Annotated in this window: 6 protein-coding genes and 2 pseudogenes; 4 read left to right on the top strand and 4 right to left on the bottom strand. The window is 70.9% G+C overall.

From position 1 onward, the window contains the following. Positions 1-743: 743 nt before the first annotated feature. A pseudogene (locus tag O0S08_RS51250) lies at positions 744-878 on the bottom strand (1,2-phenylacetyl-CoA epoxidase subunit PaaD); the annotation flags it as partial. 431 nt (positions 879-1,309) lie between these two features. Next, positions 1,310-2,059: pseudogene (locus O0S08_RS51245) on the bottom strand (serine/threonine-protein kinase); the annotation flags it as partial. A 469-nt stretch (positions 2,060-2,528) separates the two neighbouring features. Here O0S08_RS51245 and O0S08_RS10255 point away from each other — a divergent pair. Next, entirely contained in the window at positions 2,529-3,041 is a 513-nt protein-coding gene (locus tag O0S08_RS10255; protein ID WP_269038887.1) for a hypothetical protein, read from the top strand. Here O0S08_RS10255 and O0S08_RS10250 read toward each other — a convergent pair. Further along, positions 3,016-3,756 carry an outer membrane lipoprotein-sorting protein gene (locus tag O0S08_RS10250; protein WP_269038886.1) on the bottom strand — a complete coding sequence of 247 codons (741 nt, stop codon included), beginning with the start codon at positions 3,754-3,756 and terminating at the stop codon, positions 3,016-3,018. The genes O0S08_RS10255 and O0S08_RS10250 overlap by 26 nt on opposite strands. Before the next feature lie 1,138 nt (positions 3,757-4,894). Between O0S08_RS10250 and O0S08_RS10245 the strand changes: the two genes are divergently transcribed. The 3 genes from O0S08_RS10245 (at position 4,895) to O0S08_RS10235 (ending at position 25,299) form a co-directional block, all read left to right on the top strand. Beyond that, positions 4,895-6,739, top strand: a complete 1,845-nt coding sequence (locus O0S08_RS10245) for a multicopper oxidase family protein (RefSeq protein ID WP_269038885.1) — start codon at positions 4,895-4,897, stop codon at positions 6,737-6,739. Between the two features lie 558 nt (positions 6,740-7,297). Then, positions 7,298-24,595, top strand: coding sequence for a non-ribosomal peptide synthetase (locus tag O0S08_RS10240; protein ID WP_269038884.1), 17,298 nt, complete (start codon positions 7,298-7,300; stop codon positions 24,593-24,595). Further along, positions 24,586-25,299: a DUF6875 domain-containing protein gene (locus tag O0S08_RS10235; RefSeq protein WP_269038882.1), complete on the top strand. Its 714-nt coding sequence runs from the start codon at positions 24,586-24,588 to the stop codon at positions 25,297-25,299. Before O0S08_RS10240 ends, O0S08_RS10235 begins: the two co-directional genes overlap by 10 nt. 40 nt (positions 25,300-25,339) lie before the next feature. On the opposite strand, the gene O0S08_RS10230 is transcribed toward O0S08_RS10235, so the two are convergent. Continuing rightward, on the bottom strand, positions 25,340-26,974 hold the full coding sequence (locus O0S08_RS10230) for a cyclic peptide export ABC transporter (RefSeq protein ID WP_269038880.1): 1,635 nt from the start codon (positions 26,972-26,974) through the stop codon (positions 25,340-25,342). Positions 26,975-26,976 lie beyond the last annotated feature (2 nt).

Raw genomic sequence — 26,976 nt, 5'->3', positions numbered from 1 at the left:
CCTCGGCCTCGGCGACGCGCCCCAGCGGCAGCAACGCGTCGATGTGGTTGAGCAGCGCCGGCACCAGCTTGGGGTGCTCGGGGCCCAGCTCGGCCTCGAGGATGGCGCGCGCGCTGGCGAAGTGCTCGCCGGCCGCGGCGTGGTCGCCGCGGGCCAGGAACGTGCGGCCGAGCCCGAGCAGCGCCGGCGTGCGCAGCAGCGGCCACCCGGCCTCGCCGCCCTGCCACGCCGTCAGGAACTCGTCCTCGGCCAGCGCCCAGTCCTCTTCGGCCAGGGCGATGAGGCCGAGGTAATCGTGGGCCTCGACCGCGCGTGGGTCGTCCGGGATGCCGACGCGCGCCAGCCGGCCGCGCAGCACCTCGTACCACACGCGGCCGTCCTGCGGGCGGTAGTCCTGATACACGGCGAAGCGGAGCCGACGCAGGGCGATGTCGGCGGCCAGGTCCGGGAGGTCGTGCGCGACCGCGAGGAGGTCGGCCTCGGCGAGCGTGGCCCCGGCGGCGTCGGCCCGCGGCCCGGCGTCCTGGGCCCGCGAGAGGTGGTAGAGCGCGTGCGCCAGGGTCGGCGGGTGGCCGAGCTCGCGGGCCTCGCGGACCCCCGCGGTGGCCAGCGCCTCGCTGTCACGATAGCGGCCGGCCATCCACGCCACCTCGGCCTCGGCCAGCTGCTCCTCGATCCGCCGCAGCGCCTCGGGGTCCATCACGATCGCGCTCATCGCCGTCTCCTCGCGATCGGAGCCGTGGGTGCAGGCGGCGAACCGCGTCAGCGACGGCAGCTCGCGCCAGTCGAGGTCCGTCGCGCCGCGGTCGAGCTCCCGCGCCAGCCGCTGCAAGAACTGGCGGTGCGCCGCCAGGCACCGCGAGCCGCGGTAGAGCAGCTGGTCGGACAGCACCCCGGCGACGCGGCCGAGGCACAGCTCGTGCGACGCCCCCTTCCACTTGGCGACCAGCGCCGAGACCTGCGCGTGCACCGGGGGCGCCAGCGCGGCCGTGGTCTGCTCGTCCCACACGTCGGCCAGCGCGGCGTGGACCTCGGCGTCGCAGCGCTCGACCGGGGCCGGGACCCGCAGCGCGCTGAGCCACACCCCGAGCCCGAGAGTCGCCGCCGCCACGCCGATGGTCGTGCGCACGCGGGCCGGCGCGTCGCGGTCGCGCTCGAGCTCGGCCAGCAGCGCGGTCATCGACGGCCAGCGCGCGGCGGGGTCGGGCGACAGGCCGCGAACCACCGCCGCGTGCAGCCACGCGGGCACCCGCGAGTCGGCCGGCGGCGGGCGGATCTCCCCGCGCTCGCTGGCCTCGAGGGCGTCCCACGCGGTCGCCCCGGCGAACGGTCGCACCCCGTACAGCGCCTCGTACAGCGCCACGCAGAAGCTGAACTGGTCGGCCCGCGCGTCGCACCGCAGGCCGTTGTACTGCTCCGGCGCCATGTACGCCGGCGTGCCGAGGATGTCGCCGGTCATCGTCAGCGGGGTCTGCAGCACCGGCGGGTTCGGCACCTCGCGCAGCGACTGCGACGACGCCGGCCCGTCGTCGCCGCGGGTGTCGGCGAGCGAGCCGACCAGGCCGAAGTCCAGCACGCGCACGCGGCCGTCGGCGCCGATCATCACGTTGCTCGGCTTGAAGTCGCGGTGCACCAGGCCCACCCCGTGGGCCGCCGCCAGACCGCGGCCGGCGGCGATGAACACGGCCAGGATCTGCCGCCACGACCGCGGCCGATCGGGCGCGCGCAGCCAGGCCTGCAGCGTCTCGCCGTCGACGTACTCCATCGCCACGAACAGCCGCCCCTCGTGGTGACCGACCTCGAAGATCTGGACCACGTTCGGGTGCGACAGGCGCGCGAGCGCCTGCGCCTCGCGCAGCAGTCGCGGGCGCGTCTCGGGGTCGGTGTCGAGGGCCGCGTGCATCAGCTTGATGGCGACCGAGCGCCCGAGCTCGCCGTCGAAGCCGGAATACACGACCCCCATGCCGCCCTCGCCGAGCCGGCCGTGCACGTGAAATCGACCGATCTGCCGCGGATCGGGGCCACAGCTGTGCGAGCGGCCGGGGATCGTCTGCGCCATCGACGGCCAGTCGCCACCGCTGTCGTAGACGGTCGAGCCCGACGCACTATCGTGCTCCTGACGTCTCTTCTTGTTGTTGCGCATCTAGGCGCCGCTCCCGCGGCCGATCTCGTGTCGCCGGCGCGAAATGTGAAGAGCTCGCACGGGGTGGTCAACCTCAGCGATGGCGGGAGCGCGATGAACCGAGTTCTCGGACGATTTCGCCGCGACCCATGATTTCGTTCGCGTGCACCGGCTTGCGAGGTCGCGACCGGACGTCGCAGCGAGCGAACCACTCCCTCGTGAATTCGCCGGCGCGGCGGATTCGCGGCCCGCTCCGCAGCCTGCGCCCGCGATCGACCTGTCCCTTCGACCATCATTGGTCGACGACAACGAATTCGGCGCCGCCGCAATCGAAGTACATCTCTCCCCGCCGGATCGGCCGCGACGCGCCCCTGCGGCCCGGAGTCGACGATCTCCGGCGCTCGCCTTGCGGCCGGCTGCGCGGCAAGGGCCACGCCCGCAGCGGCGCCTGCGACGCGTCGATCGCCGGCGGCGGCTCGCGTACCATGGAGGCACGGCGGAGTTCACCGCGGGCGAGCGGGTCGTCGGCCTGAGATCTCGTTACGTCGTCGGCGAGCGGCTCGACGAGGGCGGCTTCGGCTCGCCTTCGTGGCGACCGCCGGCGCGGCGGGTCGTGCTCGAGCAGCTACTGGAAGGCGATGGAGCTGTTCGAGCGCGAGGCGCGGGTGCTGGCCGCGCGGACGCACCCGACATCCCGCGCTGTCACGAGTGCTTCGCCACCGACGGCGCGCGCGCCGTCGACCCCGCCGGCCACGGCGAGCTCGGCGGTGACGTCTCGCTGGTGCTGGTGCAGGACCACGTCGACGGCGCCTCCCTGGCCGCGCGGGTGGCCGGCGGCGCGCGCATGACCGCGGGCGAGGCCGAGGCGCTGCTGCGCGAGCCGGCCGCGGCGGTCACTTCTCGAGCGCGCGCTTGGTGAAGCGGTCGTCGGGCAGCGACGGGTTGACCTGCCACGACTTGCGCACGAGACGGGTCTGACCGCCCTTGACGCTGTCGACCATCGTGAGCGCCGCGGGTGAGCACACGTTGCCCTCGCAGGAGTAGCCGGTGCGGGTCTCGGCCTTGAGCTGCTTGCCCTGGGCATCGAAGTACTTGAGCTCGCCGGGGAGCTTGCGGACCTTGTCGACGGCGATCTCGATGCGAGCGTACGGCGTGTCCATGCCGGCCTTCGGCGTGAGCACCAGCCTCCAGGTGGTAGCGTCCTCGCCGGCGCGAGCGGCAGCGTAGCGCGGGCCGTAGGCGGTGGTGGTGAGGTCGTCCGCGCTGTAGGCGAGGCCGAAGAAGTCCTGCTCGGCCGCGGCGCCGGCGATCCGACGGACCTTGCCGAACGAGGGCAAAAACACGTACCTCTCCGTCGGCGAGAGCACGAGGAACTTGGTGCCCTTCATGTCGGCCGGGGCGCTGAACTCGATGAGGTGCTTCCTGGCCTTCCTCGACGACTTCATGGCCATCGTCCGCTCGGCCTTGCCCGCCTCCTGATTCAAGACCTCGAAGTCGAACACGAGGGTCTGGGCGCGGTTCATCGCCGCGTCCATCTCGGCGAGGAGCTGATCGCCGGCCGAGTCGGCGACGGCGGAGGTGGGATATACGAGCGCGGCGACGGCCGCGGCGACGAGTACGACGGGGCGATGCATCTTCATGAGGACCTCGAAACGGCGACGAGATCGCCGGGTGACAATCATGGTCTCGACGTACCGATCATTCCATCGGGCGTCACCCCGATTCGTGATCCTGAGCGAATTCATCATCACCGAGCGAGCCGTGGGTCGAGCGCCCGTGGGCGCCCATGGGCGCCCGGCTCAGCCGCTGCGAGCGATCTGGGCGTGGCACTGGAGATACCGAGGATATGCGATCCGCCGGAACCATCGTCCCAATTCGCGGTGCCCCTGATTGACGAGGCGCACCCTCTGCACGTCCTCGAGCATTGTCGTGCGCGAACTGTGCCGCGATATGGGCGCTCACCTGCGCCTTCGACCGGCTCGCAGCGATCGACCGGAGAATATCGATGACTCCCAATTGCGAGTCGCCGTACCAGGGACCCCCACGCTCGGCACCGTCTCACCGATCTGCTCGCCTCGGAGACGCTTCATGGCCACGCCGTCGTCCTGGGGCTTGGGTTTTCGTATGGATACCGCCGGCTCGTGTGAAGGCGACCGGGGCGGGCGTACGGCGCCTGGCCACGGCATCGCCGTGCGCACGCGCTCCCTCGGTCGCGGGCTGGCGCGTGTCGACATCCGTCGCCATGACAGGAGGTCGGAACAGGGGCAGCGCGCAGTGGGAACCCTGATGCCCACCGGCTCGACTCGCCCGACAAATTCCTGTCCGCTGCCGGGGTTCTCGCCAACCTGACGTCTGCGCATCGCACAGCCCGGAAGCGCGAAGACGGCCACCTGTTCACGAACGAGTCCATGGGCCCCTGCATCGCGTCGAGGCCGTCGAGCAGGCGGCTCTGCTGCCCTGTCGCCGACGCCGTCGGCGTCGAGACTCGCACCGTCGAGCGAGCGCGAAGGTGTCGCCTCCAGCGGCGCGAAAAAAGTTCGAAGTTTTTTGGATCGCAACGGGATGGTCCCGGCTCTTCACCCTTGAGCCCGCAGTGGCCGATCGTCCTCCGGCGGAACCTGAACCGGGCGGACCCATCCACCCTGAGGCTCGACGAGAAGCTTTATGACCTCTCAGAACAAGCCTTCGCCTGGCAACAACCGGTCCCATGTCGCGCTGACGCTCGATCGGCGCGGCTTCCTCACGCTCGGCGCCACGCTCGGCGCCGGCTTCTTGCTCCCCGAGCTCACGGGGTGCAGTCCGGGCGATGACGACAATCCGCAACCAGACCCGATTGCGAATGGAGAGCTCTTCACGCCCGCCAGCGTCCGCTCTCGGGACGGCGTCCTCGATATCGAGCTGACGATCACCGAGACCGAAGTGACGGTGGGCCAGTATACGTTCATGACCCGCGCGTACACGGGTCTCAAGGTCAATCAAGGGGAGGCGAGCTTCAGCGGTGCGACGTATACGGGGAGCGTCCCGGGCCCGAGCATCGAGCTCCGTCCGGGTGACAAGCTCAAGCTGAAGCTCATCAACGACCTTCCGGACGACGGCAGCGCCGTCGACCCTCAGGACTGCGCCATGGGCAGCGGCGGCGGCGGCGGGCACGGCGGCGGGCACGGCGCGGGCACGCACAACAATTCGACGAACCTCCACACGCACGGCCTGCACGTCGACCCCGGGCCGCCCGGAGATGACGTCTTCCTGGTCATCGGTCCTGGTGAGAGCTACGACTTCGTCTTCGACATCCCGCGAGACATCGAGATGCCGGACGGGACGAAGGCCAATCATCCGGCCGGGACCTACTGGTACCACCCGCACATGCACGGATCGACGGCGATCCAGGTGGCAGGTGGCATGGTCGGGGCTATCATCATTCGCGACGAAGAGAGAGACGACCTCGACAGGCTGTTTTCTCCCGAGCCCGGGCCGGGGCAGGGCAAGGAGCAGCTCCTCGTCGTCGGCGAGTACATGATCCAGACCAAGGATTCGTGCGACGGGAAGACCCGCCTCGCGACGTATGGGGAGATGGGCCACTCCGGTCCCCTTCCTGCTGGCGTCGATGATTTCTTCCACGTCAACGGCCAGCTCAATCCGGTCCTTCGCATGCGCCCGAGCGAGGTGCAGCGCCTTCGTGTGCTTCACACCGGCTTTCGTGCCCCGCTGGACATCGCCTTCCTCCGCGTGCCGGACGATCAGCTGGACGCCACGACGGCGCTGCCGAAGCCCGACTACGATCCGTTCGGCTATTCTTGCGCTGCGAGCGGGGGCCCGCCCATGCTCAACCGGGACGAGCTGCGAGCGAGGTCGGCCACGTACTACCAAGTCGCGACCGACGGGATCACGTACGGCGCCCCCCTGAAGATGCCGCTCGCCGATGCGGTCTCCGAGATCGAGTACGTCATCCCACCGGGCGGCCGCGTGGACATGCTCGTGCAATTCGACGCGGGCACCTACCAGATGGTGGCGCTCGGCTACCTCGACTTCGTCTGCTGGGCGCCGCAGGTCCTCGCCACCGTGATCGTCTCGGGAGATCCGGACACGAGCCTCCAGATCCCGCAGGTGCTCACGCCGCCGGCGCTTTACCCGTCGTTTGACGACATGACGAAGCCCGGTAACGAGGTCACGAACACGCGCCAGGTCGAATTCGCGGTGACCCAGGACGCCGACGGAGCGCACTTCTTGATCGACGGCAGGACGTTCTGCATGAGCCGTGTCGACCAGTGCATCCTCCTCGACGCCGTGGAGGAATGGACGATCATCAACAAATTCACCGACACCGCGGGCGAGTCGATTCATCCCTTCCACATCCACGTCAACTCGTTCCTCGTGACGTCCATCAACGGGAAGACTCCCGCCCAGCCGATCTGGCGCGACACGTGCCTGATTCCCACGAGCGGCACGAACGCCGACGGCACCCTCACGTTCCTGTCGCGCTTCCTGCATTTCCAGGGCCAGTACGTGCTGCACTGCCACATTTTGGAGCACGAGGACGAAGGCATGATGCAGATCGTCGAGGTGCAGACGGCGGCATGCCCGGCGCCGCCGGTGGACGACTCTTGCGAGGACCAATGAGTGTCCGTACGTCCACGAGCGCGCTGCTGCCTCGCTCGAGTTTGTGGAGTCGCCGTCGCACGTGAGCATGCGTGCAATCGCACTCTACACGGATCAACTGGGCGCCCAGTGGGCGCCCAGTTGGCGCCCGCCCGCCGACTCGATGACGTCATCACCACGGCTCCTTCGATTTCCCCTGATCAATCCGCCATTTCTGTGCCCTGCGAATTTCGAGCGAAGTATGGCAGGAATGGCGACACGCCCGTCACGGGCAGGTCGCGGGGCACCCACGTCGGGGCACGATGATGTCTTTTCTCTCTTCGAAGCCGAGCCGAATGTGAACACGGTCTTCCTCGATGACGGCAAGCTCCGGCTCACTGCAGGGCGTCAGCGACGGCGGCACCGCCATCGCACTCGCGGGTGAGGGAGACGAGGTTGCCGAAGCCGATCACGAAGGGCCGGTGGATCCAGGGTCGACCCGGCGGGCACGGGCAGAGTGCATCCCGTGATCGGCGCGACGCTCGGTAGGACCCGCGCGCGGATGGATGCCAGAGGAATTGATCAGGATCTACGATGAGCATGCACGACGAGAGCCGGGACGTTTGCGGGGTCGAGCCGAGGTCGGAGCAGAATGTCGCGGCGCAGCAGGATGCAGGCAGCCACGACCACGCCGGGGACGTGCTCCTCTGGGCCGCCGTGGCCGACCCGAACAGCCCGATTGGCCACCTGCCCCTGCTCGCCTCGGACGAGCTGCGTCAGCTGGCGGCGTGGAACGACACGGCGGTGGCGTATCCGCCGGCGCGGTGCGTCCACGAGCTGTTCGCGGACCAGGTCGCGCGGACGCCGGACGCCGTGGCGCTGGTGTTCGGCGACCAGCAGCGGACGTACCGCGAGCTCGACGAGCGCGCGAACCAGCTGGCCCATCACCTCCGCGGACTCGGCGTCGGCCCGGAGGTGCTGGTCGGGCTGTGCGTCGAGCGGTCGCTCGAGATGGTCGTCGGGCTGCTGGCCATCTTGAAGGCGGGCGGCGCCTACGTGCCGCTCGACCCGAGCTATCCGCAAGAGCGGCTGGCCTTCATGCTGGCCGACGCACGGCCCGCCGTGCTGCTCACGCAGACGCACCTGCGAGACAGCCTTCCGCCGCACGAGGTCGTGGTCGTGCACCTCGATGCGCCCGAATGGCAGCATCAGCCGCGTACGCCCCCTGCGGTCCACGTCGGGCCCGATCACGCGATCTACGTCATCTACACCTCGGGCTCGACGGGGCGACCCAAGGGGGTCCTCAACACCCATCGCGGCCTCTACAACCGCCTGCGCTGGATGCAGCGGGCCTACGGCCTGAACCCCTGCGACGCGATCCTGCAGAAGACGCCGCTGTCGTTCGACGTGTCCGGCTGGGAGCTGTGGTGGCCGCTGCTCGAGGGCGCCCGCATGGTGATCGCCGCGCCCGAGGGGCACAAGGATCCGCGCTATCTCGCGGCACTCATCGCGGCGACCGGCGTCACCGTGGCGCACTTCGTCCCGTCGATGCTCGGCGTGTTCCTGGCGGCGACGGAGCCGCGCGAGCGGACGGCGCTGCGCCACGTGTTCGCCAGCGGCGAGGCGTTGCCCGAGCACTTGCGGGCAGCCTGGTATGCGGGCAACTGGGGCGAGCTCCACAACCTCTACGGCCCCACCGAAGCCGCGATCGACGTCACGAGCCATGCCTGCCGGCCCGAGGAGACGGGGCCGGTGCCGATCGGGCGGCCGATCGACAACACCCGCACCTACGTGCTCGACGCTGCGCTCCGCCCTGTGCCCGTCGGCGTCGCTGGAGAGCTGTATCTGTCGGGCGTGCAGCTCGCACGCGGTTACATGAATCGCCCCGGCCTGACGGCGGAGCGATTCATTCCCGATCCATACGCGCCCGAGCCCGGCGCCCGCATGTATCGCACCGGCGACCTGGCGCGCTTTCGCGACGACGGCGCGCTCGAGTTCCTCGGCCGCATCGACCACCAGGTCAAGATTCGCGGCTTCCGCATCGAGCTCGGCGAGATCGAGGCCGCACTCGCGGCGCACCCGTCGGTGCGTGACTGCGTCGTCGTGGCTCGCGAGGATGCGACCGGCGACAAGCGGCTGGTGGCCTACGTGGTCGGCGACGGCGCCGCGGTGAGCGAGCTGCGAGCGTCGCTCGGCGCGAGAGTGCCGGAGTACATGGTCCCCGCAGCGTTCGTCTTCCTCGACGCGCTACCGCTCAACCCCAACGGCAAGGTCGATCGCAAGGCCCTGCCCGCCCCCGAGACGACCCGCAGCGCGGACGAGGCATACGTGGCGCCGCGGACCGACGGCGAGCGCGCCCTCGTGGCCATCTGGGAAGAGCTGCTCGAGGTGCGCCCCATCGGCGTCCGCGACAATTTCTTCCTGCTGGGTGGTCATTCGCTCCTCGCCCTTCGCGTCGTATCCGCCATCCAGGCGCGGTTCGGGGCCGCGCCGAGCCTGGCCGCGCTGCTTCGCAACCCGACGATCGAGGCGCTGGCGGGCCTCTGGGACACGAGGGCGGAGCGACCGGCGCCGCAGATCGGCCTCTCGCCGCGAGCGGACGGCGAGGCGCCGTTCGAGGGCCTGTCGGGCACGGAGCGGCGCATCTGGTTCCTTGAAAAACTGTCGCCCCAGGCGAGGTCGTACCAGATCCCGCACGTGTTCGAGGTGGCGTCCGCGCTGTGTGCTCCGGCGCTGCGGGAGAGCGTGCGCGCGCTGGCATTGCGCCACCAGATCCTTCGCACGACCTATCCGGAGGTGGACGGCACGCCGCGGCGAGCCGTGTCCGACGACGTGTGGATCCCGATCCGCGTGGAGGACGTCTCGTCGCTGCCCGAAGCGGAGCGCGATGCGGCGGTGCGGGCGATGCTCGCCGCGGAGGTGGAGACCCGCTTCGACCTGGAGCGCGGGCCCCTGACCCGTGTCCTGGCCGTGACGACAGCCGCGGACAGGCACGTCGTCGTCGTGCATCAGCATCACATCATCACCGACGAGTGGTCCTGGGGGCTGCTGCTCGCGGAGCTCTCGTCCCTGTACGAAGCGTCGCGCCGCGGGGCGACGGCCGCTCTGCCTCCCCTCGCCCACCAGTACTCGGATTATGCGCGGGCAGAGCGGTCGGCGCTCGCCGGCGACGGGCTCGCGGCGTCACGGGCCCACTGGAAGGAGGCCCTCTCCGACGTACCGCGGCTCGACCTCTCGATCGTTTCTCCCGCTTCGGGAGGGGTCTCGGGGCCCGAAGGACAGGTCTCGCTCCGCCTCTCGCCGGAGGCGAGCCGCCAGCTGCAGGCGCGCGCTCACGAGAGCGCCGCGACCCCTTTCATGGCCTGGGTCGCCGCGCTCGCGGCGGTCCTGTCGCGGTACAGCGGCCAGCAGGACTTCGGGCTCGGCGCGGTGGTGGCAAACCGCCAGATCGCCGGGACCGAGGGGATGCTGGGGTTCTTCACGAACACGGTGGTGCTGCGGACCGACCTCTCGGGCGATCCGACGTTCGCCGAGCTGCTCGCGCGGGCCCGGCGAACTGCCCTCGACGCCTATGAGCACCAGGCGCTGCCGTTCGACGTCGTCGTGCAGGATCAGGGGCTCTCGCGGCAGGCCGGCGAGAATCCGCTGTTCGACGTGACCTTCTTCGAGGTGACGCCGCCGACGACCGGCGCCGCGTCCGGCTGGTCGCCGCGCCTCGGCGCGGTGCCGCAGGGCGTGACGACGGCCAAGAACGCCCTGGCCGTGTCCGTGCAACACGCGGCCGAGGGGACCCTCGTGGAGGTCCTGTACGACACCACACGCGTCTCACGAACGGCTGCGGAGCGGCTTTGCGGGCACTTGAAGACGCTGGTGCTCGACGCGGCGGCGCACCCGGACAGGCGGTTGTCGCAGCTCGAGCTGCTGACCGACGAGGAGACGGAGAAGCTCGCGGCGTGGAACCACACGCCGGCGATCGATCCCGCTGCCCGGTGCATTCACGAGTTGATCGCCGAGCAGGCGGCGAAGGCCCCGCAGGCCGTGGCGCTCGAGCAGGACGGCCAGCAGCTGAGCTACGGCGAATTCGAGGCGCAGGCCAACCGGCTGGCGCACCACCTGCGCTCGCTCGGCGTCGGGCCCGAGGTCCGCGTCGCGGTGTGCGTCGAGCGGTCGTTCGCCATGGTGGTGGGTCTGGTCGCGATCCTGAAGGCCGGAGGCGCCTTCGTGCCGCTCGACCCGTCGTATCCGCCTGACAGGCTCTCGCTGCTGCTGGCCGAGGCCGGGGCGCCGGTGTTGCTGACGCACGCGGACCTCGAGGGTCGCTTCGAGGCACCGGGCGTGACGGTGGTGCGGCTCGACGTCGATGCGGCGCAGTGGGCCTCGCAACCCATCACGCCGCCCGCGAGCGGCGTGACCCTCGATCACGCGAACTACGTCGTCTTCACCTCGGGCTCGACCGGCAAGCCCAAGCCCGTGATCAACGAGCACCGAGGCCTCGCCGCCCGCGTCGCCTTCCAGCGCAAGCACATCCCTGTCCATCCCGGCGATCGCATCCTCTTCAGCGCCGCGGTCGCCTTCGACGGCGCGATCGTCGACTGGATGCTCTCGCTGTGCAACGGCGCCGCCTGCGTGTTGCCCAGCAACGCCTACGACGCCGTCGAGGGCATCGCCGAGTGCCTCGAACACCGGGCCGTCACGTTCTCCTTCATCCCCCCCGCGATGTTGCGCGTGCTCCGCTGCCGCGCGCCGGCGCTGCGCCACATCACCCTCGCCGGCGACAGCACGCCGCCTTCTCTGGTGGCGCAGTGGGCCGAGGGCCGCCAGGTCCTCAACTCCTACGGGCCCACCGAGTTCAGCATCTTCGCCGCCCAGGCCTGGTTCGATCCGTCGCGTCCGGAGAGGTTCTCGATCGGCCGGCCCGTGCACGGCGTTCGCCTCCACGTGCTCGACGCCGCCAAGCGGCCCGTGCCCATCGGCATGCCCGGTGAGATCCACCTCGCGGGGGTCGGCCTCGCGCGCGGTTACCTCAATCGTCCCGCCATGACCGCCGAGCGCTTCGTGCCGGATCCCTTCGCGAAGGAGCCGGGCGCCCGCATGTACTGCACCGGCGACCTCGCGCGCTGGAACGAGGACGGCGAGCTCGAGTTCCTCGGGCGCGCCGATCATCAGGTCAAGATCCGCGGCTTCCGGGTCGAGCTCGGCGAGGTCGAGGCGGCGCTCTCGTCCCACGCCGCGGTGGCGTCGTGCGTCGTCGTCGCGCGAGAGGACACGCCGGGGAGCACGCGCCTCGTCGCCTATGTCGTCGCGAAGGACGGCCTTCTCGCGGCGAACGAGCTGCGCGAGCACCTGCGGAGCCACCTGCCCGACTACATGCTCCCGTCGGCGTTCGTCTTCCTCGACGCCCTGCCGCTCTCCGCCAACGGCAAGGTCGACCGCAAGCGGCTGCCTGCTCCAAAGGACACGCGGCAGGCCGCGGAGACGTCGTACGTCGCGCCGCGCACCGAGGCGGAGCGAGCGCTCGCGGAAGTTTGGTCGGAGGTGCTGCGCGCCTCGGCGGTCGGGATCCACGACAACTTCTTCTCGCTGGGCGGAGATTCGATCCTGGCGATCCAGGTGGTGGGTCGGGCCAAGCGAGCCGGCTTGCACGTGACGGTGCGCGACATGTTCACGCACCAGACGGTCGCGGAGCTGGTGCAGGTGGCGCGCAGGTCGAGCGCAGCCGTGGCCGAGCAGGCGGTGACCGGCGCGGCCTCGCTGACGCCGAGCCAGCAGTGGTTTTTGGGCAAGAGCCCCGCAGAGGCCCACCATTTCAATCAGGCCTGGATGTGGACGCCGTCGTCCGCGCTGTCGCCCGCGATCGTGGCCGAGGCGTTGCAGGTCGTATTGCGGCAGCACGACGCGCTGCGCTTGCGGTATCACCGTGCGGAGTCCGGGTGGGTGCAGAGCCACGCGGAGGAGGTGGCGCTGCCGCTCGAGCGGGCGGACCTCTCGGCGCTGCCGCCCGGCGCGCGCAGGGCGGCCGTGGAGGCGTCGGCCGACGCGTTGCAGAGCAGCCTGTCGCTGTCCGCGGGTCCGGTGGCGCGCGCGGCGTGGCTGGATCTGGGCGAGGAGGGCACGCGGCTGCTGCTCGTCGTGCATCACCTCGTGGTGGACGGCGTGTCCTGGCGGCTCTTGCACGAGGACCTCGAGCGCGCCTGCGAGGCCCTGCTGGCCGGACGGACGCCGGAGCTCGCGGCCAAGACGACCTCGTTCCGGCAGTGGTCGGAGCGGCTGCACGCCTTCGTCGCCGCCGGCGGCCTGTCGCAGGAGCTCGACTTCTGGCGAGCTCGATGCGCGCGGGGCATCACGCCGCTGCCGCGGGACCACGAGGCGGCGCCGGGCACGGTCGCAGACAGTCGCACTGTGGACGTGGAGCTGTCCGAGGCAGAGACCCGGGCGCTCCTGCACGACGTGAGCGCGGCTTACCGCACCGAGATCAATGATGTCTTGCTCTCGGCGCTCGCGGCGGCGCTGAGCGCGTTCTGCGAGACGGACACGGTGTGCGTCACCCTCGAAGGGCACGGGCGCGAGGCGCTGCTCGAGGACGTGGACGTGTCCCGCACCGTCGGCTGGTTCACGTCGATGTTTCCGGTGTGGCTGACGGTCCCGGAGACCGACGATCCTGCGACGCTGCTGAAGGGGGTCAAGGAACAGCTTCGATCGGTGCCGAACCGGGGCTTCGGATACGGCTGGCTGCGGTACGCGCACCCGGACGAGACGGTGCGCGCCGCGCTCTCGGTGGAGCCGCCGGTGGTCTTCAATTACCTCGGGCAGTTCGACATGGGGGCGCAGGGCCGAGGGATGTTCGGACCGGCGGCGGAGCCGACGGGGCGGACCACGAGCTCGCGGATGGAGCTGTGGCACGCGCTGGCGGTGAACGGCGGCGTGTGGCAGGGGCGGCTGCGGTTCGAATGGACGTACAGCTCGGCGATCCACGACGACTCGACGGTGGAGCGGCTCGCGGCCCGGTTCGTCGCCTCGCTGCGGCGAATCATCGCTCACTGCACGGCGGGCGAGGCGTTCGGCTACACGCCCTCGGACTTCCCGCTCGCGCGGCTCGGGCAGCAGACCCTGGACGGGCTGTTCGGGACCCTGCGCGACGTCGAGGGCGTCTACCCGCTCTCGCCGCTGCAGGCGGGGCTGTTGTTCCACGCCCTGAACGAGCCGGAGTCGCCGACCTACACCGTCCAGCTCGCGCTGCAGCTAGGAGGCGACGTCGACGCCGCGGCGCTCGAGAGCGCGTGGAAGACCGTGTTCGCCCGCCATGCGGTGTATCGGACGGCTTTCTTGTGGCAGGGGGTCCCGGAGCCGCTGCAGGTGGTGCGGAGGAGCGTCGCGTTCGCGATGCCGACGTACGACTGGTCCTCGCTGGACGCGGACGAGGCGGAGGCGCGGTGGGAGGCCCTGCGGCGCGAGGAGCGAGCGGCCGGCTTCGATTTCGGGCGGGCCCCGCTGGCGCGGGTCGTGCTCGTGCGCATGCCCGGCGGCCGGACGTGGCTGGTGAAGACGACGCATCACATCCTGGCCGACGGCTGGTCGATGCCGGTCGTGCTCGGCGAGCTGCAGGCCGCCTATGCCGCGTATCGGGGCGGGCGCCGGCTCGCGCTGCCGGAGCCGGTGGCCTACGAGCGGTACATCGCCTGGCTCGCGACCCGAGACGAGAAGGCGTCGTCGGCGTTCTTCGCCGCGTACCTGGCCGGCGTCGAGGAGCCGACGCGGCTGCCGTTCCCGCCGCCCGCGGCGATGCCCGCAGCGGCGACGCGAGAGCACAGGCATCGTGATGCCTCGCTGACCGCGGCCGAGACCGAGGAGCTCACGGCCTTCGCGCGGCGGCACGGGCTGACCCTGAACACGGTGGTGCAAGGGGCGCTCGCGCAGCTCCTCGGCCGTATCACGGGGCGGACGGATGTCGTCTTCGGCATGACGACCTCCGGCCGCAGCGCGCCTCTCCGCGGCATCGAGCGGATGGTGGGCCTGTTCATCAACACGCTGCCGCTGCGGGCCCGGTGGTCCGGCTCGGAGGGCGTCCTCGAGTGGCTGCAGCGGCTGCAAGCCGAGCAGGTCGAGCTGCGCGTCCACGAGGCGACCCCGCTGTACGAGGTGCAGCGCGCGAGCGCGGTGGGTGGAGGTCGCGCGCTGTTCGACACGCTCCTCGTGTTCGAGAACTACCCGGTGGACGAAGCGGCGCAGCAGGCCGAGGCCCTGCCGATCGAGGGCTTTCAGGCCTTCGAGCAGACGAGCTACCCGCTCGCCATCACGGTGGCGGCGGGAACCACCCTCGACCTGCGCTGGATGTGGGAACCCGCGGCGCTTCGCGGCGAAGACATCGAGCAGCTCTGGGGACACCTGCGGACCGTCCTTCTCGACATGGTCGCGCACCCGGACCGGCGCTTGTCGGAGCTCGGCCTCCTGACGGAGGCGGAGCACGCGAAGCTGGCGGCGTGGAACGACACGGCGGTCGCGTATCCGCCGGCGCGGTGCGTCCACGAGCTGTTCGCGGACCAGGTCGCGCGGACGCCGGACGCCGTGGCGCTGGTGTTCGGCGACCAGGCGCTGACGTACCGCGAGCTCGACGAGCGCGCGAACCAGCTGGCCCATCACCTCCGCGGGCTGGGCGTCGGCCCGGAGGTGCTGGTCGGGCTGTGCGTCGAGCGGTCGCTCGAGATGCTCGTCGGGCTGCTGGCGATCTTGAAGGCGGGCGGGGCCTACGTGCCGCTCGACCCGAGCTATCCGCAAGAGCGGCTGGCGTTCATGCTGGCCGACGCACGGCCCGCCGTGCTGCTCACGCAGACCCGCCTGCGCGACAGCCTTCCGCCGCACGAGATCGTGGTCGTGCACCTCGATGCGCCCGAATGGCAACACCAGCCGCGCACGCCCCCCGCGGTCCGCGTCGGGCCCGATCACGCGATCTACGTCATCTACACGTCGGGCTCGACCGGGCGGCCCAAGGGAGTCCTCAACACCCATCGCGGCCTCTACAACCGCCTGCGCTGGATGCAGCGCGCCTACGGGCTGAACGCGAGCGACGCGATCCTGCAGAAGACGCCGCTGTCGTTCGACGTGTCCGGCTGGGAGCTGTGGTGGCCGCTGCTCGAGGGCGCCCGCATGGTGATCGCCGCGCCCGAGGGGCACAAGGATCCGCGCTACCTCGCGGCACTCATCGCGGCGACCGGCGTCACCGTGGCGCACTTCGTCCCGTCGATGCTCGGCGTGTTCCTGGCCGCGACGGAGCCGCGGGAGCGGACGGCGCTGCGCTATGTCTTCGCCAGCGGCGAAGCGTTGCCCGAGCACTTGCGGGCCGCCTGGTATGCGGGCAACCGGGGCGAGCTCCACAACCTCTACGGCCCCACCGAAGCCGCGATCGACGTCACGAGCCATGCCTGCCGGCCCGAGGAGACGGGGCCGGTGCCGATCGGTCGGCCGATCGACAACACCCGCACCTACGTGCTCGACGCTGCGCTCCGCCCTGTGCCCGTCGGCGTCGCTGGAGAGCTGTATCTCTCGGGCGTGCAGCTCGCACGCGGTTACATGAATCGCCCCGGCCTGACGGCGGAGCGATTCGTGCCCGATCCGCACTCGCCCGAGGCGGGCGCCCGCATGTATCGCACCGGCGACCTGGCCCGCTTTCGCGACGACGGCGCGCTCGAGTTCCTCGGCCGCATCGACCACCAGGTCAAGATTCGCGGCTTCCGCATCGAGCTCGGCGAGATCGAGGCCGCACTCGCGGCCCACCCGTCGGTGCGCGACTGCGTCGTCGTGGCTCGGGAAGACGCGACCGGCGACAAGCGGCTGGTGGCTTACGTGGTCGGCGACGCCGCCGCGCTGAGCGAGCTGCGAGCGTCGCTCGGCGCGGGGCTGCCCGAATACATGGTCCCCTCGGCGTTCGTCTTCCTCGACGCGCTGCCGCTGAGCCCCAACGGCAAGGTCGATCGCAAGGCCCTGCCCGCCCCCGAGGCGACCCGCGGCGCGGACGAGACATTCATGGCGCCGCGGACCGACCTCGAGCGCGCCCTCGTGGCCATCTGGGAAGAGCTGCTCGAGGTGTGCCCCATCGGCATCGACGACGACTTCTTCGCGCTCGGCGGCCACTCGCTCCTGGCGGTGCGCGTGCTGTCGGCGGTGAAGACGAGGCTCGGGCTCGGGCTGACTCTGGCGACATTGCTTCAACGACCGACGGTCGCGGCCCTGGCGGCGTTGCTCGACGGGACGCGACCGGCGCCCGCGGCCCCGCTCTCACCCTCCCCGCGCGGCGCGGCCGAGCCCGCGTACGACGGCCTGTCGGGGACCGAGCGGCGGATCTGGTTCGTCGACAAGCTCGCGCCCGAGGCGCGGTCGTACCAGGTCCCGCACGTGTTCGTCGTCCGGGGGACGCTCTCGGAGCCGGCGCTGCGCCAGAGCGTGCAGCGGCTCGCGGAGCGGCAGGAGATCCTCCGCACCACCTATCCGGAGGTGGACGGCGTGCTGACGCGAGTGGTGGCGGACGGTGTGTCGATCCCGCTGCGCGTCGAGGACGTCTCGGCGCTGTCCGAATCGGCGCGAGAGGTCGCCTTGCGCGCCCACCTGGAGGCCGAAATCGCGGTCCCCTTCGATCTCGCGAGCGGACCGCTGACGCGCGTGCTGGTCGTGAGCCTGGAGGCCGAGCACCACGTCCTGCTCGTCCTCCAGCACCACATCATCACCGACGAGTGGTCCAGCGGGGTGCTGCTCTCCGAGCTGTCGCGCCTGTACGAGGCGTGCTGCCGCGGCGAGACGGCGGACTTGCCCGCGCTCTCCTACCAGTTCGCCGACCACGCGCGCGCGGAGCAGGAAGCCCTCACGACCGGCGGCTTCGCGGCGTCGCGGGCCTACTGGAAGGACAGGCTCGCAGGCGTCCCGCGGCTGGAGCTGCCCATCGTCCGCACCGCTCCGGGGCGCGGCCCCGAAGCGAGCGTCGCGCTTCGCGTCCCGCAGGAGGCGAGCCGCGGGTTGCAAGCGCTCGCGCGCGACCACGGATGCACGCCCTTCATGGCCTGGGTCGCCGCCCTCACGGCGGTGCTGTCGCGGTACAGCGACCAGTCGGACTTCGGGCTCGGCGCCGTGATTGCGAACCGCGAGGTGCCGGGCACGGCCGACCTGCTGGGGTTCTTCACGAACACGGTGGCGCTGCGGACCGACCTCTCGGGCGATCCGACGTTCGCCGAGCTGCTCGCGCGGGCCCGGCGGACTGCCCTCGACGCCTATGAGCACCAGGCGCTGCCGTTCGACGTCGTCGTGCAGGATCAGGGGCTCTCGCGGCAGGCCGGCGAAAATCCGCTGTTCGACGTGACCTTCTTCGAGGTTACGCCGCCGACGACCGGCGCCGCGTCCGGCTGGTCGCCGCGCCTCGGCGCGGCGCCGCAGGGCCTGGCGACGGCCAAGAACGCCCTGGCCGTGTCCGTGCAGCACGCGGCCGAGGGGACCCTCGTCGAGGTCCTGTACGACACCACACGCGTCTCACGAACGGCTGCCGAGCGGCTGTGCGGGCACTTGAAGACGCTGGTGCTCGACGCAGCGGCACACCCGGACAGGCGGGTGTCGCAGCTCGAGCTGCTGACCGACGAGGAGACGGAGAAGCTCGCGGCGTGGAACGACACGCCGGCGATCGATCCCGCTGCCCGGTGCATTCACGAGTTGATCGCCGAGCAGGCGGCGAAGGCCCCGCAGGCCGTGGCGCTCGAGCAGGACGGGCAGCAGCTGAGCTACGGCGAATTCGAGGCGCAGGCCAACCGGCTCGCGCACCACCTGCGCGCGCTCGGCGTCGGGCCCGAGGTCCGCGTCGCGGTGTGCGTCGAGCGGTCGTTCGCCATGGTGGTGGGTCTGGTCGCGATCCTGAAGGCCGGAGGCGCCTTCGTGCCGCTCGACCCGTCGTACCCGCCGGACAGGCTCTCGCTGCTGCTGGCCGAGGCCGAGGCGCCGGTGTTGCTGACGCACGCGGACGTCCGACTCTCGGCGCCAGGCGTGACGGTGGTGCGGCTCGACGTCGATGCGGCGCAGTGGGCCTCGCAACCCATCACGCCGCCCGCGAGCGGCGTGACCCTCGAGCACGCGAACTACGTCGTCTTCACCTCGGGCTCGACCGGCAAGCCCAAGCCCGTGATCAACGAGCATCGAGGCCTCGCCGCCCGCGTCGCCTTCCAGCGCCAGCACATCCCCGTCCATCCCGGCGATCGCATCCTCTTCAGCGCCGCGGTCGCCTTCGACGGCGCGATCGTCGACTGGATGCTCTCGCTGTGCAACGGCGCCGCCTGCGTGTTGCCCAGCAACGCCTACGACGCCGTCGAGGGCATCGCCGAGTGCCTCGAGCACCGCGCCATCACGTTCTCCTTCATCCCCCCCGCGATGTTGCGCGTGCTCCGCTGCCGCGCGCCGGCGCTGCGCCACATCACCCTCGCCGGCGACAGCACACCGCCTTCTCTGGTGGCGCAGTGGGCCGAGGGCCGCCAGGTCCTCAACTCCTACGGGCCCACCGAGTTCAGCATCTTCGCCGCCCAGGCCTGGTTCGATCCGTCGCGTCCGGAGAGGTTCTCGATCGGCCGGCCCGTCCACGGCGTTCGCCTCCACGTCCTCGACGCCGCCAAGCGGCCCGTGCCCATCGGCATGCCCGGGGAGATCCACCTCGCCGGGGTCGGCCTCGCGCGCGGTTATTTGAATCGTCCCGCCATGACGGCCGAGCGCTTCGTGCCGGATCCCTTCGCGAAGGAGCCGGGCGCCCGCATGTACTGCACCGGCGACCTCGCGCGCTGGAACGAGGACGGCGAGCTCGAGTTTCTCGGGCGCGCCGATCATCAGGTCAAGATCCGCGGCTTCCGGGTCGAGCTCGGCGAGGTCGAGGCCGCGCTCTCGTCCCACGCCGCGGTGGCGTCGTGCGTCGTCGTCGCGCGAGAGGACACGCCGGGGAGCACGCGCCTCGTCGCCTATGCCGTCGCGAAGGACGGCGCGCTCGCGGCGAACGAGCTGCGCGAGCACCTGCGGAGCCACCTGCCCGACTACATGCTCCCGTCGGCGTTCGTCTTCCTCGACGCGCTGCCGCTCTCCGCCAACGGCAAGGTCGACCGCAAGGCCCTGCCCGCCCCCGAGGCGACCCGCGGCGCGGACGAGACATTCGTGGCGCCACGGACCGACGTCGAGCGTGCCCTCGTGGCGATCTGGGAAGAGCTGCTCGGGGTGCGGCCCATCGGCATCGAGGACGACTTCTTCGCGCTCGGCGGCCACTCGCTCCTGGCGGTGCGGGTCGCGTCGGCGGTGAAGACGAGGCTCGGGCTCGGGCTGACTCTGGCCACATTGCTGCGGCAGCCGACGGTCGCGGCCCTGGCGGCGTTGCTCGCCGGGACGGAGACGCGACCGGCGCCCGCGCTCTCGCCCTCCCCGCGTGGCGCGGTCGAGCCCGCATACGACGCGCTCTCGGGGACCGAGCGGCGGATCTGGTTCGTCGACGAGCTCGCGCCCGAGGCGCGGTCGTACCAGGTCCCGCACGTGTTCGTCGTCCGCGGCGCGCTCTCGGAGCCGGCGCTGCGCCAGAGCGTGAAGCGGCTCGCGGAGCGGCAGGAGATCCTGCGCACCACCTATCCCGAGGTGGACGGCGTGCTGACGCGAAGGGTGGCGGACAGTGTGTCGATCCCGCTGCGCGTGGAGGACGTCTCGGCGCTGCCCGAGCCGGCGCGGGCAGCCGCCTTGCGCGCCCACCTGGAGGCCGAGATCGGGTCCCGCTTCGATCTCGCGACCGGACCGCTGACGCGCGTGCTGGTCGTGAGCCTGGAGGCCGAGCACCACGTCGTGCTCGTCCTCCAGCACCACATCATCACCGACGAGTGGTCCAGCGGCGTGCTGCTCTCGGAGCTCTCGCGCCTGTACGACGCGTGCTGCCGCGGCGAAGCGGCGGAATTGCCGGCGCTCTCCTACCAGTTCGCCGACTATGCGCGCGCCGAGCAGGAGGCGCTCACGACCGGCGGCTTCGCGGCGTCGCGGGCCTACTGGAAGGACAAGCTCGCCAGGGTGCCCCGGCTGGAGCTGCCCATCGTTCGCCCCGCTCCGGCGCGCGGCCCGGGCCTCGAAGCGAGCGTCGCGCTGCGCGTCCCGCAGGAGGCGAGCCGCGGGTTGCAGGCGCTCGCGCGCGCCCACGGATGCACCCCCTTCATGGCCTGGGTCGCCGCCGTCACGGCGGTGCTGTCGCGGTACAGCGGCCAGCAGGACTTCGGGCTCGGCGCCGTGATTGCGAACCGCGAGGTGCCGGGCACGGCCGACTTGCTGGGGTTCTTCACGAACACTGTCGTGCTGCGGACCGACCTCTCGGGCGATCCGACGTTCGCCGAGCTGCTCGCGCGGGCGCGGCGGACTGCCCTCGACGCCTATGAGCACCAGGCGCTGCCGTTCGACGTCGTCGTGCAGGATCAGGGGCTCTCGCGGCAGGCCGGCGAGAATCCGCTGTTCGACGTGACCTTCTTCGAGGTTACGCCGCCGACGGCCGGCGCCGTGGCCGGCTGGTCACCGCTCCTCGACGCGGTGACCACCGGCGTGGTGACCGCGAAGCAGGCGCTGGCGCTCGGGGTGCTGCATGACGCGGAGGGGACCGAAGTCTCCCTGACCTACGATACGACCCGCGTGGACGCCGGCGCGGTGGAGCGGCTCGGCAGGCACCTGCAGGTGTTGGTGCAGGACGGGGTGCTCCACCCGGACAGGCGCCTGTCACAGCTCGACCTCCTGACGGAGGCGGAGCACGCGAAGCTCGCGGCGTGGAACGACACGGCGGTGGCCTATCCCGCGGAGCGGTGCGTCCACGAGCTGTTCGCGGAGCAGGCCAGGCGGACGCCGGCCGCGGTGGCGTTGGTGTTCGGCGAACAGCGGCTGACCTACCAGGAGCTCGACGAGCGCTCGAATCAGCTGGCCCATCACCTGCGCGGGCTGGGCGTCGGCCCGGAGGTGCTGGTGGCGCTGTGCGTCGAGCGGTCGCTGGAGATGGTGACGGGGCTGTTGGGGATCCTGAAGGCGGGCGGGGCCTACGTGCCGCTCGACCCGAGCTATCCGCAAGAGCGGCTGGCATTCATGCTGACGGACGCGCGGCCCGCCGTGCTGCTCACGCAGGCGCGGCTCCGAGACAGCCTTCCGCCGCACGAGGTCGCGACCGTGCACCTCGACGCGGGCGCGCCCGTGTGGCAGCAGCCGCGCACGTCCCTCGCAGTCCCCGTGAGGCCGGACCACGCGAGCTACGTGCTGTACACGTCGGGTTCGACGGGGCGGCCCAAGGGCGTCCAGATCCTGCACGCCGCGCTGACGAACCTGCTGCATTCCTTCGCCGAGCAGACGGGGATCGGGCCGCGGGACGCGATGCTGGCCGTGACCTCGATGTCGTTCGACATCGCCGGGCTGGAGCTGTTCATGCCCCTGATCCGGGGGGCCTCGATCTACCTGGCGTCCCGCGACGACGCGAGCAACGGCGAAGCGCTGGTGAGCGCCCTCGATCGCGCGACGATGATGCAGGCGACGCCGGCGACGTGGCGCATGGTGCTGGACGCCGGCTGGAAGGGTGACAGGCCCCTGCAGGTGCTGTGCGGCGGGGAGGCGATGACGCCGGATCTGGCGGTCGAGCTGGCGCGCCGGGCATCCCCGGTGTGGAACGCGTATGGGCCGACCGAGACGACGATCTGGTCCGCGCTCTCTCGCGTCGACTCCGGACGCGGCCCCGTCCGGCTCGGTCGAGGCATCGCCAACACGCAGCTCCACGTGGTCGACAAGAACCTGAGGCCCACGCCGGTGGGCGTCCCGGGCGAGCTGTACATCGGCGGAGCCGGGCTCGCGCGCGGCTATTTGGGCCGGCCCGCGCTGACAGCGGAGCGCTTCGTGCCGGACCCGTTCTCCGCGGTGCCCGGGGCGCGGATGTACCGCACGGGCGACCTCGTCCGCTGGGACGCGAACGGCGAGCTGGAGTTTCTCGGGCGCATCGATCACCAGGTCAAGATCCGCGGCTTCCGCATCGAGCTCGGGGAGATCGAGGCGGTGCTGTCGTCGCACCCGTCCGTGCGAGCGTGCGCCGTGGTCGTGTGGGAACCTGCGCCCGGTGACAGGCGCCTGGTCGCGCACGTGGTGCTCGGCGAGCGCGGATGCACCGACGATGCATTGCGCGAGCACCTCGGGGCCGCGCTGCCGACGTACATGGTCCCCTCGCTGTTCGTGCGACGCACGGCGCTGCCGCTGAGCCCCGCCGGCAAGGTGGATCGCAAGGCGCTGCCGCCGCCCGACGCGACGCGCGACGCGGTCGCGACGTCCTGCGTGGCGCCGCGGACCGAGGCCGAGCGCGTGCTCGCCGAGCTGTGGTCGGCGGTGCTGCAAGTGTCGCCGCTCGGGATCCACGACAACTTCTTCTCGCTCGGAGGGGACTCGATCCTGGCGATCCAGGTGATCGGTCGCGCGAAGCGAGCCGGCCTCCATCTCACGGCGCGCGACATGTTCACGCATCAGACGGTGGCCCAGCTCGCGCTGGTGGTGCGCAGAGAGAGCGCCGTGCTGGCGGAGCAGGGAGCCGTGGTCGGGACGGTGCCGCTGACGCCGATCCAGCGCTGGTTCCTGGACGGGGACCCCGTGGACGCCCATCACTACTGTCCAGCGGTGCGCTGGACGCCGCCGCCCGCGCTCACGCCCGAGATCGCCGCAGAGGCGCTGCGGGTCGTCGCGGAGCAGCATGACGCGGTGCGGTTGCGGTATCGTCGCACCGAGTCCGGCTGGGTTCAGGAGCACGAGACGGGGGCGACCCTCGCGCTCGAGCGGGTGGATCTGTCGGCGTTGGATCGCTCGGTCCGCGACGCCGCGGCGGCCGAGGCGGTGGCGAGGCTGCAACGCGGCATGAATCTGTCCAGCGGCCCGGTGTGCCGCGCCGCGTGGCTGGATCTGGGCGAAGAGGGCGCGCAGCTCGTCCTCGTCATGCACCACCTCGTCACCGACGGCGTGTCGTGGCGAATCGTGTGCGAGGACCTGCAGCACACATGCGATGCGCTGATCGCCGGGCGGACACCGGAGCTCGGGCCGAAGACGACGTCCCTCCGTCAGTGGTCCGAGCAGCTCCACGCGTTCGTCGCCGGCGGCGGTTTGTCCGCGGAGCTCGGGTACTGGCAGGCGCAGTGCGCTCGTCGCATGACTCCGATCGTGCGAGATCGCGACTGCGCGCCGGGGACCTTCGGCGACAGCCGCACCGTGGAGTCGGAGCTCTCGCCGGCGGACACCAGCGCACTCCTGCGCGCCGTGGGCTCGGCGCATGGGACGGAGATCGACGCCGTCCTGCTGTCGGCCCTCGCGTCCGCGCTGAGCGCCGCCTCCGGCGCAGATACGGTCTGCGTGGCGCTGCAGCACCACGGTCGCGAGCCTGTCGTGGCAGACGTGGACGTGTCCCGCACCCTGGGATGGTTCTCGTCGCTGTTCCCGCTGTGGCTGAGCGTGCTGCCGGGCTGCGCCCCTGCCGTGCTGCTGAACGACGTGAAAGAGCAGCTGCGGTGCGTGCCCGGCCGGGGCCTCGGATACGGCTGGCTGCGGTATGCGCATCCGGACGCGAAGGTACGCGCGTCGCTCTCCGTACCCATGCCGGTGGTGTTCAACTACCTCGGGCAGCACGAGGCAGGCTCGCCCTGGACATTCGACGGGACGGCGCATACGAGCCTCAGCCCGAACATGGCGTTGTTTCATGAGCTCGTGGTGAGCTGCATCGTCGTGGACGGGCGGCTGCGCCTCAGCTGGAGCTTCAGCGGCGCTGTCCATGAGACCTCGACGATCGAGCGGATCGCGGAGGCGTTCCTCTCGTCGCTGCGGCGACTCATCGCGTGCTGCACCTCGGTGGACGGGGAGGAGACGGCTTGGAACTGACAGATCCATCGCAAGCCCGGCTGTTGTGCGCCGAGCAGCTCGACGAGCAGAGCGCCGGTCTTCCGGCGGCGACTCGCGCGCAACTGCTGGAGGTGCGGACGTGGCTCAGGGCGTTCATCTCCAGGCCGAACCCGATCATCGGCCGCAAGGGGTCCGTGTGTCCCTTTGTCGAGCCCGGCCTGAACCGCTTCCGATCGATCCGCTTTCACGTGTACGAGGGCGAGCTCCGCCCCGCCGCCGTGGAGTCGGTGATGCGCGCGCTCGTGGCACGCTTTCCCACGGAGCTCCCGACCGCCGGGATAGGTCGCGAGTTCCGCGCCATCCTGACCCTGTTCCCCGAGCTACCGAACGACGCGGGGCCGCGGTTCATCGACCCGGTGCAACAGGCGCTGAAGCCCGAGATCACCGCCCAGGGTCTGATGATCGGCCAATTCTATCCCGGCTGCCGCGAGCCCGGCTTGCACAACCCGGACTATCGCCCGCTCGAAGCACCGCACCCGATGCTGGTGCTTCGTCCGATGCAGCTCACCGATCTGATGTTCCTGTTCTCCCGCCCGGAGTACCTGTCGGCCTACGTCCGGAGGTTCGGCATCAGTGCACGCGACGAGCTCACGGCGCGCATCGCCGCCGCCGGCGTCCCGCAGCTGCCGGTGAACTGGGAGGCGGTCCTCGACGCGGCGTTTCCACCGAGCCATGCGATTTGAGATGAGCCCGGCGCACCCGACATCGAGCGGCCTGAACAGGTCAAGGACCGGCGCTGTCCGCGGAGCGCTGGACGGTGCGGATCTGTCCCTGCTCCATCGTGATGACCCGGTCTGCGCAGGAGAAATAGCGGTCGTCGTGGCTGACCGCGAGGACGGTCTTTCCGCGGGCCCGGAGCGTGGGGAGCAGCTCGGTGTAGAAATACTTGCGGAACTCGGGGTCCTGGTCGGCGGCCCACTCGTCGAAGACGTAGATCGGGCGGTCCTCGAGCAGCGCGACGATCATCGCCAGGCGCTTGCGCTGGCCGGTCGACAGCTCGCGCTTGGTGAAGCCCCCCTCGGCGAAGGACGTCTGACTGCGGAGGTGCATCTGCGCGAGCAGCCGGTGCACCTCGCTGGCGTCGACGTCGGCGAGGCCGTAGAGGCGCGAGAACAGGTGGAAGTCGGAGTAGATCGTCGTGAACAGCTCGCGGTAGGCGGCGGCGTTGTGCTGGTCGACGGGGATGCCGTCGACCAGCAGTCGCCCGCCGCTCGGCGCGTACAGGCCCGTGAGCGTCTTGACCAGGGTCGTCTTGCCGCTGCCGTTGCCGCCGACGATGAACAGCACCTCGCCGGCGTTCACGGTGAGGTCGATCGGGCCGATGTGGAAGCCCTGGTCGGTGCCCCCGGCGTGGCCGTATTGAAGGCCGCGCAGCTCGATCGACGAGAAGCGCCCGCCCCACGGGTCCTCGCCGGGTTCGGAGCTCTCGAGGCCCGCCGCGTCGAGCTTGGCCTCGAGCGCCGCGATCTCGGCCAGCGCCTGGTTGGAGCGAGTGAACGCGGACACGCCGTTGATGATGCCGCTGAGCGGACCCCAGATGAACATCGTGCCGGCGACGAGGGTGCCGGTCATCGCCGTGTCCGTGGGGACGTACTGGGGCAGCACGAACACGACGGCGCCGAGCAGCGCGAACAGGCTGCAATTGGCGAAGATCCAGTTGTCGTCGAAGATCCGGTTGGACTGGACCGTCGCGCGCCGCATTCGCTCGGAGTGAGCGACGATGCCGGCGTGCAGCTCGCTGCCGCGACGACGGCTGTACTTGACCTCCTTGAATCCGCGCAGCAGATCCGTCAGAGAGTCGAAGAAGCGCAGGCGAGTCTGCGCTTTCTCCTGGAAGTAGCCGTCGAGCTCGCGGAGCCTGGCGCGGTAGATGCTCACGCTGATCACGGTCAGCAGCGCGAGCAAGCCGAACGCGGTCGGCGACACGTACGCGAGGTAGAGGCAGGCGAACACGGAGATGCTGGCCGACTGCAGCACGTGGGCCATGTTCCCGGCCCATCCGGAGATCACGGCCACGTTCTCGGTGAGGCGGTCGAAGATCTCGGCGGAGCCGATGCGCTCGATGCTGGCGAGATCGGCGCGCTCGATCTTGTCGACGATGCGGGTCTTCATCCGGTGCAGCGCCGACTCGACGATGGCCACACAGCGGTGGTACGTGGCGCGCCCCGCGGCAGCGTACAAAAGGACGCCCAGCGCGAACATCACAAAGACGCGAAATTCGGTCGGGTCGGAGGAAGCGCTCGCTGCATTGACCAAAGCGAGCACCAGCACGTTGGCGACGCCGGCGAGGCTGGCCGCGGCGAGCACCCCGCGCCGCTCCCTCCCTGCCTCGTCGAGGAACAGTTCGACGATAGTCATGG

It is taken from the genome of Nannocystis punicea (assembly GCF_026965555.1).
Lineage (GTDB): Bacteria > Myxococcota_A > Polyangia > Nannocystales > Nannocystaceae > Nannocystis > Nannocystis punicea.
Note: the sequence above shows the minus strand (reverse complement) of the source record. Positions and strands in the feature narration are given on the sequence as shown.